The 15734-nt window shown below is 33.7% G+C and carries 17 protein-coding genes, 2 tRNA genes and 1 rRNA gene; 5 read left to right on the top strand and 15 right to left on the bottom strand.

The features are described 5' to 3' along the window. Positions 1-181 precede the first annotated feature (181 nt). A complete protein-coding gene (locus tag F5ESL0228_RS01335; RefSeq protein ID WP_122022632.1) occupies positions 182-628 on the top strand; it encodes an NAD(P)-dependent oxidoreductase in 447 nt (148 codons plus the stop codon). 30 nt (positions 629-658) lie between these two features. Here the strand turns inward: F5ESL0228_RS01335 and F5ESL0228_RS01330 are convergent, their stop codons facing one another. Then, complete coding sequence (locus F5ESL0228_RS01330; RefSeq protein ID WP_122022631.1) at positions 659-1342, bottom strand: dihydrofolate reductase family protein; 684 nt, start codon at positions 1340-1342, stop codon at positions 659-661. Positions 1343-1515: 173 nt separating this feature from the next. On the opposite strand from F5ESL0228_RS01330, the gene F5ESL0228_RS01325 reads away from it, so the two are divergent. Together F5ESL0228_RS01325 and F5ESL0228_RS08390 are read left to right on the top strand one after the other, a co-directional pair. Then, positions 1516-2019, top strand: coding sequence for a MerR family transcriptional regulator (locus F5ESL0228_RS01325; RefSeq protein ID WP_233553494.1), 504 nt, complete (start codon positions 1516-1518; stop codon positions 2017-2019). Continuing rightward, positions 1920-2285 (top strand): TipAS antibiotic-recognition domain-containing protein, encoded by a 366-nt coding sequence (locus F5ESL0228_RS08390; RefSeq protein ID WP_233553493.1) that lies wholly within the window; start codon positions 1920-1922, stop codon positions 2283-2285. The genes F5ESL0228_RS01325 and F5ESL0228_RS08390 overlap by 100 nt, the downstream gene beginning before the upstream one ends. Positions 2286-2440: 155 nt before the next feature. On the opposite strand, the gene F5ESL0228_RS01320 is transcribed toward F5ESL0228_RS08390, so the two are convergent. The 7 genes from F5ESL0228_RS01320 to F5ESL0228_RS01290 all read right to left on the bottom strand — a co-directional run bounded on the left by F5ESL0228_RS01320 (position 2441) and on the right by F5ESL0228_RS01290 (position 8904). Continuing rightward, the gene (locus F5ESL0228_RS01320; protein WP_122022630.1) at positions 2441-4306 is read right to left on the bottom strand and encodes a transcription antiterminator; all 1866 of its coding nucleotides are present in this window, start codon (positions 4304-4306) and stop codon (positions 2441-2443) included. 13 nt (positions 4307-4319) lie between these two features. Then, positions 4320-5789, bottom strand: a complete 1470-nt coding sequence (locus F5ESL0228_RS01315; protein WP_369916832.1) for a glycoside hydrolase family 1 protein — start codon at positions 5787-5789, stop codon at positions 4320-4322. Further along, positions 5764-6144 (bottom strand): PTS lactose/cellobiose transporter subunit IIA, encoded by a 381-nt coding sequence (locus tag F5ESL0228_RS01310; RefSeq protein WP_122022629.1) that lies wholly within the window; start codon positions 6142-6144, stop codon positions 5764-5766. Before F5ESL0228_RS01310 ends, F5ESL0228_RS01315 begins: the two co-directional genes overlap by 26 nt. 9 nt (positions 6145-6153) lie before the next feature. Beyond that, positions 6154-7389, bottom strand: coding sequence for a PTS sugar transporter subunit IIC (locus F5ESL0228_RS01305; RefSeq protein ID WP_122022628.1), 1236 nt, complete (start codon positions 7387-7389; stop codon positions 6154-6156). Positions 7390-7412: 23 nt separating this feature from the next. Beyond that, positions 7413-7721 carry a PTS sugar transporter subunit IIB gene (locus tag F5ESL0228_RS01300; protein ID WP_122022627.1) on the bottom strand — a complete coding sequence of 103 codons (309 nt, stop codon included), beginning with the start codon at positions 7719-7721 and terminating at the stop codon, positions 7413-7415. A gap of 282 nt (positions 7722-8003) precedes the next feature. Beyond that, a tRNA-Thr gene (locus F5ESL0228_RS01295) sits at positions 8004-8076 on the bottom strand. Positions 8077-8145: 69 nt separating this feature from the next. Beyond that, complete coding sequence (locus F5ESL0228_RS01290) at positions 8146-8904, bottom strand: NADPH-dependent oxidoreductase (RefSeq protein WP_122022626.1); 759 nt, start codon at positions 8902-8904, stop codon at positions 8146-8148. Between the two features lie 144 nt (positions 8905-9048). Here F5ESL0228_RS01290 and galE point away from each other — a divergent pair, with 144 nt between their 5' ends. Next, positions 9049-10038 carry a UDP-glucose 4-epimerase GalE gene (galE, locus tag F5ESL0228_RS01285; protein ID WP_122022625.1) on the top strand — a complete coding sequence of 330 codons (990 nt, stop codon included), beginning with the start codon at positions 9049-9051 and terminating at the stop codon, positions 10036-10038. Between the two features lie 38 nt (positions 10039-10076). On the opposite strand, the gene F5ESL0228_RS01280 is transcribed toward galE, so the two are convergent. Continuing rightward, positions 10077-10625: a GNAT family N-acetyltransferase gene (locus tag F5ESL0228_RS01280; RefSeq protein WP_122017763.1), complete on the bottom strand. Its 549-nt coding sequence runs from the start codon at positions 10623-10625 to the stop codon at positions 10077-10079. Between the two features lie 203 nt (positions 10626-10828). Between F5ESL0228_RS01280 and F5ESL0228_RS01275 the strand changes: the two genes are divergently transcribed. Further along, positions 10829-12202, top strand: a complete 1374-nt coding sequence (locus F5ESL0228_RS01275) for an amino acid permease (protein ID WP_122022624.1) — start codon at positions 10829-10831, stop codon at positions 12200-12202. 40 nt (positions 12203-12242) lie between these two features. On the opposite strand, the gene F5ESL0228_RS01270 is transcribed toward F5ESL0228_RS01275, so the two are convergent. The 6 genes from F5ESL0228_RS01270 to rrf all read right to left on the bottom strand — a co-directional run bounded on the left by F5ESL0228_RS01270 (position 12243) and on the right by rrf (position 15726). Further along, positions 12243-12605: a DUF956 family protein gene (locus F5ESL0228_RS01270; protein ID WP_122022623.1), complete on the bottom strand. Its 363-nt coding sequence runs from the start codon at positions 12603-12605 to the stop codon at positions 12243-12245. Positions 12606-12611: 6 nt separating this feature from the next. After that, on the bottom strand, positions 12612-13526 hold the full coding sequence (locus F5ESL0228_RS01265) for a PTS system mannose/fructose/sorbose family transporter subunit IID (protein ID WP_122017760.1): 915 nt from the start codon (positions 13524-13526) through the stop codon (positions 12612-12614). A 28-nt stretch (positions 13527-13554) separates the two neighbouring features. Then, positions 13555-14361, bottom strand: coding sequence for a PTS mannose/fructose/sorbose transporter subunit IIC (locus tag F5ESL0228_RS01260; RefSeq protein ID WP_122017759.1), 807 nt, complete (start codon positions 14359-14361; stop codon positions 13555-13557). A gap of 14 nt (positions 14362-14375) precedes the next feature. Then, complete coding sequence (locus F5ESL0228_RS01255) at positions 14376-15383, bottom strand: mannose/fructose/sorbose PTS transporter subunit IIA (RefSeq protein ID WP_122022622.1); 1008 nt, start codon at positions 15381-15383, stop codon at positions 14376-14378. Positions 15384-15525: 142 nt separating this feature from the next. Further along, positions 15526-15598, bottom strand: a tRNA-Asn gene (locus F5ESL0228_RS01250). A gap of 11 nt (positions 15599-15609) precedes the next feature. Next, a 5S ribosomal RNA gene (gene rrf, locus F5ESL0228_RS01245) occupies positions 15610-15726 on the bottom strand. Between the last annotated feature and the right edge of the window lie 8 nt (positions 15727-15734).

Raw genomic sequence — 15734 nt, 5'->3', positions numbered from 1 at the left:
ATTAAGCGAGTTCATTGGTAACTTCTTTCTAGAATTGATTGGGTAATTACATTCTATCAAAGAAGTCCAATGGACTTTTTTCATTTTTTAATTAGGGCAAGTGTTCAACTTCATTTTACAATTTACCTAGTTAAAATAATTAAAATTTTTTTGCATTTCATAAAATCGCCCTCTGATATAAATATTTATAATTATTTTTTATAATCATCGAATAAAAACTGATCTCCCTGACTATGTTAATCAGGTAAGTTTAGAAGAGTTATACGGACAAAGTGATATCATCATCTTACATGTTTCACAAACACCACAAACCACTGAAATGATTGATGCTGCTGCCATTGCCAAAATGAGAGCTGGCGTCATTGTCATTAACACTGCCCGAGGCGGTTTAATCAATGAATATGATCTAACACAGGCTCTAACCACTGGTAAGATTTTAGCAGCTGGCATTGATATGTCCAAGCAAGAACCAATTTTAGCAGACAGTCCATTACTAACTGCAAAAAATTGCTATATTACTCCTCATATTGCCTGGGCACCAAAAGAAACTCGTAAACGATTGTTGGACATCACAATCAGTAATTTAATGGCTTTCTTAGATGGCAAGCCAGTTAATGTCGTTAATTAAACTAAAAAATGCCCAATAATTGGGCATTTTTTACTCTGTTTTTTTGAATATTAAATGTAAGCCACCATCCGGTAATTTTTTGATAAAATCAATTTTAAATTGATCATCAATTCTACTAGTTGTTTCAAAAACAGCCTTAATCTCGCGATCACCATTGACGTATGGCGAGATGACTAAAGAAATTTCATCGACTAAGTGCTGCTCTAAAAAGACACCATTAATTCTAGCCCCACCACAAAGAGCCAATTTTTCAATGCCAAAATGCGCTCTTAGCTTAACTAAAACTTCCTTTAAGTTAAAATTCTCATCTCCAGAAACAATATAGGGAATTTCCATTGTACGCAGAAAGGCCAAATATTCTTTTTGTGCCTTTTTCGTAACAACTTCTATCGCACGCATTTGATGATTATGATATAAAAAATAATTTTTATTCCAACCACATTTTCCTTTGCGATCAAAGGCAACAATCCAAGTCGCTGCTTGGATATCAGGTAGCCAATCTTCATACTTAATTCCAGCAGGACTATACTGGGTTAAATCGATTAATTCAGGAGCGGCATACATTTGAATCGTCCGTCGACCATTACCATCAGCATTACTTAAAACAAACAGTTCATCGTTATAATATTTGCTCGATGCAGGGCTATCACATTTACCATCAATTTTACCGTCAATCGTGACATACATATGAACAACTACTTTTGCTCTATTCATTTTTACCTCCCTTTAATTCAAATAAAATATAATCTTTCAAGTATGCTTGAAGTCAATAGGATAACAGAATATTTGACTTGAGTTAAAAATATTTAAATTTATTGCTATATTTCCCTTGACCTTGACGTAGCGTCAACAATTATACTTCAAAATGTAAGTGAGGAGATTTAATTATGTCGTATTCAATCACCGAATTAGCTAAATTAACAGGAGTTTCAACAAGAACTTTGCGTTTTTACGATAAGACGGGACTACTAATTGCCCGTCGTAATCCTAAAAATAATTATCGTTATTATGACAAGGCCGAAGTTGATCAACTACAAAAAATAATGTTTTTAAGATTATTTGATTTACCTTTAGCGCAAATTAAAAAAATCATGCAAAGTTCTACTGAAATCCAATACCAAGCTTTAAAACAACAACGACAAAAAATAATAGCTGAGAAAAACCGATTAACGACATTGATTGATAACCTAGATCAAACACTTACATCGATGAAAGGGAAAACAACCATGAACATGAGTGATCAAGAAAAATTTGTTGCCTTTAAGACGCAAAAAATAATGATAATGAAAAAATGTATGGTAAAGAAATTCGTACTAAATATGATAATGATCTTATTGATGCGAGTAAGCAAAAAGTCTGTGCTCTGTCCAAAAAAGAATTTAATCATTTAGAACAAATCACTAAACAAATTTTGGTTCAGTTAAAGCCACTAGTTGGTACAACTGATTTCCAACAACCTGCTGCTAAACAACTTTTTACTTTGCATAAAGAATATTTACTGATGATGTGGCCTACCCAGTTATATTCATCTACGAATCACAAAAATTTGGCTACAATGTATGTTTGTGATGAACGATTTAAGAAATACTATGAAGAGGGCACTGGTATGGAAGGTGCCGCCCAAACTTTAAAAGATATTATTGACTATTATGCTTAAAGAGCTTAATAAATAAAAGTTCATTCTTTAGACTTTAAATAAAAAACAACATAATTTTGAATTTAAACGCGAATTATGTTGTTTTTACTTACTTTATTTTTTAAATAATGGTTAAACTAGTTACAATTATTAATGTTTCTTTACCTATATGATTTTTATAACATATCTACAAGAGTTTTAATAAATTGTTCATAGGTATTGCATTTAATTAATCGACTAACATTGTTGATATTAGTCACCACATTAGATAGTTCATCAAAGACATCTTTAAATAACTGCTTATTATTTGGATCAATTGCTAAAGCAATGACTAAATATACTTTATTATTATCGCTCCAACTAATTCCATTGGGATTAATAACAATAAATCCTCGACTTTTCTTAGCTGACATATTAAGCGAATGAGGAATTGCAACTTTTCCAAAAGCTGTGGAAGACATTTTTTCACGTTGATTAAGTAAACAAATAAAACTTTTATCTACTATACCTTGTTGAGTAAAACTTTTACTTACAATATTAAATACTTGATCAATGGTTTGTATATTTTTATTATTGATAAAATTGTTTTTACTAAAAAAATTAGATAATTGCTTCTGAAACCTAATCTTTCTATTCTGATGTCGCTTATTATTTATTGCTAAATTTAAAATTTTGATATCATAAGGTAACAAAAACTGAGAAATGCATACTGTGGTAAAATGTGAATCAATATAATCGGAACCAACTGAAATAAGTAAATCTATCGAATTTTGAAAATATTTTATCTGAACCGGATCATGGACAACTTTGACAACATTTATTTTTGCCGAAAAATTTTTTTGTAAATTTTCAAGTAAAACCATAGCGTTGTCATAATATTCAGGAATAACTATTACAACTGATAATTTTTGCTTATTAGTTATTTGTTCTGCCATTGCATTTCCTATATGTAGAGCAATGTAACCTATTTCACTATCATTAATTTTTATTTTAGTTTTTTCCGATATTCTATGTGCCATAATAACCGCACATTCATAAATAGTAGGCGAAGAAAATTTTATATTTGCTGAAATAGGATTGTGTTCGTTGACTTTTAATCTAGACCTTATGATTAATCTATCTAAATGAAGAGAAAAGCGTTTTTTAAAACTTTGAGTGTTAAGATCAATAGCGTAAATTTGCCAAACATACTCAATAAGATCATCAACTAGCTTCTTTGTTTCGATAGAAATAATATTTTGGACAGTACTCTCGTTACCTAAATCTGTCTCAATTACTAACGCTAATTCTTGACAATCTGGTGTAGAAAAATTTACATGCAGTTGCTTTATTAATTGATTAACTATTTTTAATCCTATTCCGTTATTACTAACAATTCTTTGTTCATCTATATAATCAATTTGATGACCTTGCTTAGAGCGATCCAATGCAATCGCAAAATGAAGTAAAATATTATTTAATTCAAAAGTATTTAAATATATATTTTCTTTTTTAAAAATATTAGAAATCATCGTTCGAAGCTGATTGATTTTTAGCTCAGGAAAGTTTTGCTGAATTATATTTTGATTCATGAATATTCCTGAAGATTCTTCATATATTAAAGAACTTAATAAACTTCGCTTTTGCCGTTCGCTACCCTCTAAACTCCAAAAATCACCATTCCTATTCAACTTTATACCAAAACGTTCTACCTCCTGCTTAACGTCTTTTAAATTTTGTAAAACTGTTGATTCACTCACGAATAGCTTTTCTGCTAAATCATATAAATTAACTGTTGAATTATTAGTTATCATAAAATTAATGATAAAATTTATGCGTTCCTCATTACTTACAGGTAAACTATTCCGATTATCTTTTGATGAGGAAGAAATATACTGATAACCTTTTGTACTCGATAAAATTTTATTATTTTGTTTTCTTAATTGTTGAATATAATTTTTTACCGTCCGCTTAGATAAGCCAATTTCAATTGCTAACTCTTGTGCTGTATGCCAACCAGATCTCTTTTGTAAATATAGTAATAATTTATCTTTTCCAAGCATAGTATATTTACTTTTAAATTTCTAATCCATTAGATTTAATTACATTCTTATACCAATAATAACTATCTTTAAGATATCGCTTCCCGCTTCCATTTCCTTCATCATCTAAATCCACATAAACAAAACCATATCTTTTAGACATTTGCTGCGATGAACAAGAAACTATATCAAGTGGCCCCCAAGCACAATAAGCAATAACATTTGCACCATCATGAATCGCGTGACCAACTTGCTCAATATGCTCCCTTAAATAACTTATACGATATTCATCATGAACTTTATAATTACTTTCTAATTTATCATATGATCCAAAACCATTTTCAGCTACTATGATCGGTTTTTGATAGCGATCATAATATTGGGATAAAGTATTATATAGCCCCAAAGGATCAATCGACCATCCCCATTCACTGGTTTTTAAATTTGGATTTGGTATATTATCAGCTGGTTTCATCTTATTTTTTGTAGAATCTACCATACGAGAATAATAATAAGAAATAGCCAAAAAATCCATTCTATTTTGTTTGATTAAATCAAGCTCTTTACTAGTTATATTTAATTTAATATTATTATCGTCAAAATAATTCAAAGCAAATTTTGGATACTCTCCTCTAAATTGCACATCTGTTACAAAATATTGCATTCTATTTTGTTGCATTGCCAAAATGACATCATCTGGTTTGCTAGTAGCCGGATAGACCGTGCCATCAGCGACCATCGTTCCTATATGTAAATCAGGAAAGTTTAAAGACGTAGCATATTTTTTAATCCATGCAGCAGCCACAAATTGATTGTGCATTGCCTGATATAAAGCCTGTTCCTGATTACTATACTGATCACAAGCAACACCCACTGAAAGCCAAGGTTCAATCTGAACCATATTAATTTGGTTAACTACAATCCAATATTTAACTCTATTTCCAAACCAGTCTAATAAGACCTTGCCAAAATTTTCAAACATTGGGATCACGGCCTTGTTAGGCCATCCACCATATTTCAAAGTAATATTAACTGGAGTTTCATAATGATTCATTGTAATAATTGGTTCAATACCAAGTTCCAACATATAATCAATCATTTTTGAATAATGATCAAGTGCTGAAACATTTGGCTTTTTTTCATCACCATTTGGAAAAATTCTTGACCAATCAAGTGATGTTCTAAAAGTTTTAAACCCAGCATCAGACAAAATCTTTAAATCTTTTTTATAGGTATGGTAAAAATCAATACCATAACGCTTAGGATAGAAATTATTTTTATCTTGAAGATTTTTTCTAACTTCTTCAATTGTCATCCCCCTTTCTTCAATGGCTTGGATTTGTTCATTAGATAAACCTTTAAGATAAGGTTGTACATCAGAAGAATTTAGTCCTTTGCCATCTTCCTGATAAGCGCCATCCGCTTGACTAGCAGCCTGTGCTCCTCCCCACAGAAAACTTTTAGAAAAAACTGGATATTTATTTTTTCTCATTTCGATTGTCATAAACTTTCCCTCTTTCTTTAGCATCTCGTTCTTCAAATACTTTGATTAAATGTTTTACAATGATATATTCACTATTAATAGTCATTAGTGTATCTTGAGCATGGGTAAATAATACTGAATATTTAATTGGCTTTCCTTCCGCCTCTTCTTGAATTTTACTTGTTTGTAAACGATGTGCAATTATTAACTTTTTACTAGCCTCATCCATTTCAGCTTTAGCAGAATTATAATCAAAAACGGCCAAATCATCTAAAGCCTTAGCAATATTTTCTCGTGCATCACCTGCATGAAGAATAATTTCCATAGTATTTTTGATTGATTCATTTTCTGTTTTATTAAGATTGTTTTCTGTCATATTTAATTATTACTTGCTTTCTAATTCTTGGTTCACTAAATTTTTGTCATAAACTTTAAAAAATGGATAATAGACCAATCCTCCGATTATAAATAAAATAACTACTAAAAGAATTGAACTAACTGCTGGACTGACAATCCATGCTGCAAATGGAAATGGTAAATACCACATTTGCATTAATTCATGCGGAATAGGTGATAGACCAGTTTGAAACCAAACAGCAGTAATTAATGGTAGTAAAAAGCCGTTGATCCATAATGGAATCATTAAATATGGATTCCAAACAATTGTACCGAAAACAATAGGTTCATTTATATTAAATATAGAAGGTAAGATACAAGCTTTTCCTAAAGCTTTCAGCCTGTTTGATTTAGCCAAAAAGAGCATTAACAAAACCAATGGCAGTGTACATCCCACTCCACCAATCCATGGAAAGCTATAGACTAGTTCACTGGTAAAAATATGTGTTACAGTATGATTAGAACTAAAAGCATGAGAGTTAGCAGCTATTCCAGCTAACATAACGGGTTGATCAATAGCTGCTAGGACCCAGCCTGAAATTCCCATTGAATATATAAAGCATTGAAAAAACAAGAATAGTGAAAATCCCCACCAAGTATCTAAAGAAGATGCTAAAGGAGAAAAAATATTTATTATTAATTGATAAAAATCAAAATGCAATACATCACTCAACAACCAACCTGTAGCAATAACCACTGCTATTGGTAGCATAGAATCAAACCATGCTGTAACAAAATCAGGCATCGCAGTATCATCACTGAAAAAACTAAATTTAGCAAAAATCTCCATGATTAAAGCAACATAAGCACCTTCAACTAAAGCAACAAACATGCCTCCAGCACCTAATTCGGAAAATTGATAAGAAATTATATTTCCAGTTTTATCCCAATTAGGATTAGCTAACATAAGAAAAAGAGCTATTGATGATAGACCAGCAATAATTCTTTGTTTATTAATTTTTTTAAACTCCATAAAATTGAAGGGTACTAAAAATGCCACAAAAATCGAGGTCAATCCAAAGGTAAAATTATTAATCGGAGATAAATTAGGCCACCATTTCCAAAAATTAGTAGGAATATTCAATAATGTGATTAGAGATCCTACAAAAATAAAAGGCAAAACTTCTAGGATTGAATTCTTTATTGTAACTATCCATTGATTATTTGCAATTTTCTGAGCTTTAGGTGCAAATTTAGTGTTCAAGACATTCATAAAGCCGTTCATTTTCAAACTCCCTCACAACTATTTTATTGGTTTAAAACCGACATCAAATGATCTACTGCTCCTCTTCCATCAAGAATAGAATAGTAATCAGGTTTCATTAAAATAACTTTCACTTTCTGAGGTACACGCTCTTTAATGGCTTCAAATTCTGCTTTCAAATGCGGACCAACCATCAACGCATCAATATCATTAGCATAATCAGCAAGTTCTGCTTCGCTTCTAGCTTGAACCTTGATATCTAATCCTTCTTTTTTGGCGGCTTTTCGCATATTAGCTGCCATAAATCCTGAAGAAGCTCCTGAACCACAAATTAACAATACTTTTTTATTCATAGTATTTTTTCCTTTCAACTACATTAACATCTTTTCCCTATAATCATTACAAATTTTGGTATGAAAAAAAAACAAATTTTTGCACTACGTAGGTGAAACATTTATAAAAGACCTTTAACTTTTGAATTTCACTTATAACAACTTAATATTGTTTTTTAGAACACAGTAATTTTATGTTCCGTTTGTGTTCTTAATTATTCTTAACAAGCAAAAATTATCCTTAACTTATCTTCGTAAAACGTTGATAAATCAAGGATAATTATTTTAAGTGACTCTTCTGAATGCTGATTGCCAGAGTCGAACTGGCGACCTTTTCTTTACGAGGGAAACGCTCTACCAACTGAGCTAAATCAGCGCTTTTGGTAACATTAAAATTATACCAAAACAAAAAAAGTCATGCAATCAAATGAATGACTTTTATTTATTATTTCCAGTCAAGACATAAATCCTGTTGATGGAGTAGTTGAGGTAACTGGTCTCGATCAATTTTTTTATTATCCAACTTGGCACCGGTTATTTGTTTGGTGAAAGAATCAATGCGATGATTAGTTGCTCGTAAATCATAATATTTTTCCACAGTCTGATCATAGTCTTCTAACTCAGCGACATTGAAATCTTGTGGATAATTATTTTCAAACATGGTGAATTTTAGTGGTAAACGTGGTTTTAATTGCGGGTTTTGATCAGGAACCCCTACTTGCATCCCCAGTGCAGGAAAAGTCAGTTTCGGCAAATCTAATACCTCAAGTAGCGCTAGCGGATGGTCATTAATTGTTCCTAGCGGCACATAACCTAAGCCCATACTTTCCACCGCATTAGCCACATTTTGCCATGCAAGTAACGTATCATCCAATCCTTGCAAAAAGACATCCGTTGTATGGACACGACCATCATCTTGACCTAGTTGCTGGCGAATCTGCTGATTACGATACAAATCAACTATAAAAATAAACAAATCGCCTTCAGCTCCCACATACTTTTGGTTACATAGCTGTCGAATTTTTGCTCGTTTTGCTTCATCGGTAATATGCATAAGGGTCGCATTCTGCATAAATAAACTTGTTGCCGTATGTTGAAAAACTGTGTACAACGTTGTTAATTGCTCCTGACTCAAACTCTTATTTTTAAATTGTCTAATTGACCTGTGGTTAACTTGTGCATCAATTGTTGAATTATGAATCATTTAGTCCTATCCTCTCTAATTACTCTTACTAAAAGTAAGTTTATGGCAAAATGTTTATCCTGTCAATCTTCCTTATTTTAACCATCTTAATCACACTAACTGTGTTAAAATTTATAGCAAAGGTTGTAATATATGGAGGTAACTATGCGTATATTGGTTGTTGGTGGTGCTGGATACATTGGCTCAAACGCTGTACGGCAATTACTTGATGCTGACTATGAAGTTGTCGTTCTTGACGCCCTTTATACTGGACACCGCAAGGCTGTAGATTCTCGAGCTAAATTTTATCAAGGTAGTATCGAAAACAAATTTCTAGTGAGTCAAATTCTACGTAATGAAAAAATTGATGCTGTTATGCACTTTGCTGCATACTCACTAGTACCAGAATCAATGAAAAATCCACTTAAATATTACGATAATAATGTTTGGGGAATGATTGCACTTCTTGAGGCAATGCAAGATGCAAAGGTAAATTACCTTGTCTTTTCTTCTAGTGCTGCAACTTATGGCATTCCTCAAACGTTGCCAATTACTGAAGACTCACCATTAAATCCAATTAATCCATATGGTGATACTAAATTAATGATGGAAAAAATCATGCACTGGGCCGACAAAGCTAATGGTATCAAATCAGTTGCGCTAAGATATTTCAACGTTGCCGGGGCATCAAAGGACGGACAAACAGGTGAAGATCATGCACCCGAAACACATCTTATCCCAAATATTTTAAATAGTGCCGTTAAAGGAGATAATAAGTTCACTATTTTTGGTAATGACTACGATACGCAAGATGGTACTAATGTACGTGACTACATTCAAGTGACCGATCTAATTGATGCTCATATTTTAGCACTACAATATTTAATCAAAACTAACCTATCAGATGTCTTTAATTTAGGTACTGAACGCGGCTACTCCAATTTAGAAATTTTACAAGCTGCTCGCAAAGTTACCGGAATTAAGATCCCTTATACAATCGGACCAAGACGTAACGGTGATCCAGATAGTCTTGTTGCTGACTCCACTAAAGCTAGAACCATCTTACATTGGCAACCAAAACATGAAAGTGCTGAAGATCTCATTGCAAGTGCATGGAAATGGCACCAAACTCATCCTAATGGTTATGAAGATTAAACTAAAAAATGTACTGGTGATAAATACCAGTACATTTTTTAGTTTGTAGAATTAATAACTGTATACAAATCCATATCACAAAACTGTCCGTGATATTTTACTTCATCTTTCAATAATGCAACATGATCAAATTTTAATCTTTGTGCTATTGCTCTACTAGCTTTATTTCGATGATCGGCCAAGAGGTTTAAACGATGCAAACTTAAATTACTAAATGAAATTTGTACCAAACGTTTTACCGATTCAGTCATAATTCCTTTACCCTGATATTTTTGTCCAAGCCAATAACCAATTTCCGCACTTTGATGATTTAGCTTTATATCATGCAGATCAACCATACCCGCTGGTTGGTTATTCACAAGAATCACTAATGCCAATTTTTTATATTCCGCGGTCTCACTTCGCATAAGCTTAATAAAAGCAAGTTCATCCTTAAGCGCATTTATTTCATTCGCCCAAGGCAAGAAACGTGATAATTCTGATCGATCCTGTTGAATAAGATTATATAAACTTTGCGCATGACTTGTTTCCGGAAAAACTAATTTAATGGATAAATTATTAAGTGAAAAAGCGTCTAAAGTAAACATATCATTACTCCCTCTAATTATTTATTAATATTATTCATCATACTATTATCAATCGAATTGTTCAATTTATTCATCAAATTATATACTATATGCAAACACTAACTCAAAAATTTTTCATCTTTATATAAGCATGTCCTTTTGATAAATGCTATAATCAAATGTTGTAATATCAATGTAATATTTTGGAAACTTGGAGTGATTTAATGAGTAAAAAAGATGAATCAAAACATGATGCTGGCTATGAACGAACTTTAACCAACGCACATATCCAACTAATTGCACTAGGTGGAACCATTGGAACGGGACTTTTCTTAGGTGTCGGTAACAGTATTCGATTAGCTGGACCAAGCGTTATTTTAATTTATATAATTGTTGGCATTTTTTTATTCTTATTAATGCGTGCGCTTGGAGAACTAATTGTTTCAGATTTATCTAAGCATACCTATATTGATTTTATTAAAAAGTATTTGGGAAAAGACGTTGGTCTTATTTCTGGTTACCTCTACTGGATTAGTTGGGTTTCTCTAGGAATGGCTGAAATGACCGCACTTGGTATTTACTTTCAATATTGGTTTCCCTATCTACCGACTTGGGTTCCTGGACTTATTACGGTCGCTGTATTGCTCTTTATCAATCTTTTATCAGCACGTCTTTTCGGCAATCTTGAATTTAGTTTTGCCATTATTAAAATTGTGACGGTCATCGCCTTTATTATTTTAGTAGCCTATCTACTGATAACAGGTGGTAAAACTAGTTTTGGTCCCGTTAATTTTTCTAATTTGACTACCGATGGCGGCTTCTTTGCTAAAGGTGGCACAGGTTTTCTTTCTGGCTTTCAAATGGTAATTTTTAGTTTTGTCGGGGTTGAATTGGTTGGGCTTACTGCCGCAGAGGCACAAAATCCAGCCAAAACAATTAGAAAAGCAATTAATGAGGTGCCGTTAAGAATTATTTTATTTTATGTATTGGCAATTGTCGCAATCCTACTCGTCATTCCTTGGAATAAAGTTGCTACCAATTCTAGTCCATTCGTCCAAACTCTTGCTGCAACAGGTCTACGTAATGCCGGTTCAATTATTAATTTTGTAGTTATCTCTGCCGCAGTTTCAGCTACCAATAGTTTTATCTACAGTGCTGGCAGATTACTTTTTTCCATAACATTTAATGGTAAGGGTAAATGGAATAAAACGTTTGGTCAATTGCACCGTCAACTTCCACAAAATGCTCTGATTTTATCGGCTATTTTAATGGAATTAGCACCATTTCTCATTATAATTATCGGAAACGATGCATTTAATTTTATTTCTTCGACAGCTACAAGTATGTTTTTAATTATTTGGTGCTTAATGCTCTTAACCCATATTTCTTATCGAAAAAAGACGAGAGAACAAGACTTAACTGATTTCCAAATGCCTGCCTTTCCATATTCAGATTATGTAACATTGCTATTTTTCATCCTGATGATCATCTTACTACTAATTTTACCAGCTAATCGAACTGCAATGATTACCGCTTTATTAATCTTCATCATTCTCTCAACACTTGTAAAGATTCATCACCAAGAAAAAGTTAAGTAACGAAAAAAATACTTAGGCCATATAACCTAAGTATTTTTATTTACTTGTTTTTAACTTTTCTCTTGATTTTTTGCCACAATCCTAACGCCTGACGCATATTATTCGCTGGTACATATTGTCTAATTGCATGCAATGTATGCTTATTGTTACGACTAGAGAAGATGAATTTGCCATTTTTTCGTGTTCGAATCTCAAAACGTGGGATGTAGCTACCACCAAAATGAACATCAGCAACCACATACGTCACTTCCGTCCACGGTATTTGCACATAATCATCGACATTGCGTTCATTATAAAATTCAAATGCGTGATTGCCAACCATGAGCTTGCCATAGGTTGCAATTCCACGAAACCACGTTGCGCTTGCGGTTAAGTCAACCTTAGAATTACTTGATTCAACCATTATCGATTAAAGTACATGCAAAACATGTAAAACTACACCAACAACGAAAATCGCAATGATAATCACAATTGGTGAAACTTTCTTCTTTAACAGCCACATACATAAGAAAGTTAATAACAACCCTGCTAAGCCTGGAATTAATGTATCCAAGTTGTTTTGTAAAGTTGTTACCTTAAATTTTGTTAGTGACAAGCCATTACTCTGAGCAATCAATGCTTGTTGAATACCCTTGGCACCAGCTGGAAGTGAATTCCAATCAATATAGCCACCCTTTTGCACAGGAGTGCGGGAAACGATCGGCGTAAATTTAATATTAACCCAACGCTCAATTAAGGAACCCAAAACAAACATTCCCATCATAGAAGCTCCACGCGTTACCTTTTGTAATAGTCCACCAGACATATCATTAGTAATTGCAGAACCCGCACGATAACCAAATTCTTGTGTGTACCACATAAAGGCAATTCTAATCACATTCCAAATAACAAAGAATAGAATTGGTCCCAAGATATTACCTTGAATCGCCATTGAGGCTCCTAGTGCCCCAACAATTGGACGCACAGTATACCAAAAGACAGGATCACCAACACCTGCTAAAGGTCCCATCATTCCAACCTTAACACCTTGAATTGCTTCGTCACCAACTTCTGCACCATTAGCTTTATCTTCTTCTAAAGCTAAGGTAACCCCTAAAATTGGTGAAACTAAGTATGGGTGAACATTGAAGAATACCAAATGACGTTCCAAAGCAGCAGCCATGTCATCTTTATTTGGGTATAATTTTCGTAATGCTGGAATTAATGAATAAGCAAAACCACCATTTTGCATTCTTTCATAATTCCATGAAGCCTGCAAAAATTGTGAGTGCCACATAACTTTGAAGCGGTCGGCTTTAGTTAATTTGATTTTTTGATCAGCCATAATAAAATCCTCCTCTTAACATATCACTTTAATAGTCATCAATGATATCGCCGAGTGGATCGCCGGTACCTTCACTATCAGAATTAGAATTGCTGCTACCGCCCTTGGATTCAAGTGCCAAGTACATTAAAGCCATTGCTAAGCCAATTGCACCCAAAGCGATTAAAGTTAAATCTTTAATTGCGGCTAAAGCAAAACCAATGGCAAAGAATGGCCAAACTTCACGACTTGCCATCATATTGATTACCATTGCATAACCAACAGCTACAACCATGGCACCACCAATTGACATACCATCACTGAGCCAAGTTGGCATTAAACCTAACCAATATTTAACCGTTGAAGCAGGAATTGCTAATAACAATGCTGCAGGAATGGCAATTCTCAATCCCTGCAAACAAACATCAATCCATTGCCACATATTAATTTTGCGCCAATTAGCATTTTTAGCATCAACATCCATGATGTGAACAACAGCAGTTGAAATGGTTCGCACAATCATTGTTAAAAATAATCCAGCAACGGCCAAAGGCATCGCAATACCAGTCGCCATGCCAATCCCCTTAGTGCCTTGACCACTTTGTACCAGGATAATTGCCGAAGCAACTGAAGCTAAAGCAGCATCAGGAGCCACTGCAGCACCAATGTTGGCCCAACCAAGAGCAATCATTTGCAACTGACCACCTAAAATAATACCTAAATCTAAATGCCCAGTAACTAAACCAATTAGTGTACAAGCAACTAATGGTTGATGAAATTCCCATTGATCCAAGATACCTTCCATACCTGCTAGAAAGGCAACAAGAACCACTAAAATCATTTGTATAGCGTTCATTTTTTTGCTCCTATTTATTTATTTTGTTCATCAAGCAAACTTTGTGCTTTGTTCAAAATTGCATCCATATTGCCGGACTTATCGGTTGGTACTTTTCGAACATCAAATTTGACACCTAATTTTTCAAGTTCATGGAAGGTATCAACATCTTCTTGATTCATTGATAAAACATTATTGGCATTAACATCACCTACACTGTAGGACATTGATCCTACATTGACAGTTTTGATATCAACACCTGCCTTAATAGCCTTTAGCACATCTTCTGGGTTTTCAAAAAGTAATAACGCATGGGTATTACCAAAACGTGGATCTTTAGCAATTTCAACCATCTTTTTTAATGGTACAGTATGTGCTTTTACACCAGCAGGTGCAGCTTCCCGAATCATACTTTTACGCATATCATCTTTGGCCACACTGTCTGAAACAACGATTACTCTATCAGGGTGCATCGTTGGAATCCAACCCGTTGCAACTTGTCCATGCAGTAAGCGTGAATCAATTCTAGCCAAAACAAATTTAATATGTCCATCGCCAACCACCGTTCCTTCAGGAATTGACTCTTTACTTTTCTTCTTATTTTCTTTTACAGAAGTAGTAACCGGTTTGTCTTGAGGCATTAAAGTCGTAGGTTGTGTTTTAATCCCTTCTTTTGCAGGCTCAATAACTGCACTTGCAATTTCGTGAGCACTGAAATCAGGATTAGTTAATCGCTGGGTTAATGCTTCGACAACCATCGGTAAATTCATACCAGAAACAATTGCCCACGATGGATGCTCTTTAAGTAAACTATTAGCTTGATTAAAAGGTGTTCCACCCCATAAATCAACTAATAACAATATTTCATCTTGACTTGTAAATGAAGATATTGCACTATTCATTTTTTCTCTAATATCATCTGGCCCCTCATCAGGTGTCAAAATAACATGAGCAAAATTATCTTGTTCACCAAACAGCATTTGCGCTGATTGAGCAATTCCATCAGCAAATCCACCATGACTTGCCAATACAATTCCTACCATTAGACTTCCTCCTTTAAATAAATGTATCCATAAGATATTGTACCTTTAAGAAGTATTTAAGTCACGTCAGATCAAGCTATTTAATGTTACATAATACAACAAAACAAAAAAAGGAAGGCCTAAACCTTCCTCTTACTTCTTGCTCCGGCTGTCAGACTCGAACTGACGACATCTTGATTAACAGTCAAGCGCTCTACCAACTGAGCTAAGCCGGAATATTAAAAAAGCACGGCAGCTTCCTACCCTCGCAGGCAGTCTCCCACCAACTACTCTCGGCGTTAAGAAGCTTAACTGCTGTGTTCGGCATGGTTACAGGTGTTTCCTTCTTGCTTTTGCCACCGTACTTTCTCT

The sequence above is a fragment of the Lactobacillus sp. ESL0228 genome, assembly GCF_003692825.1.
GTDB lineage: Bacteria > Bacillota > Bacilli > Lactobacillales > Lactobacillaceae > Lactobacillus.
The sequence above is the reverse complement of the archived record's forward strand: the minus strand, read 5'-3'. Positions and strand labels throughout refer to the sequence as shown.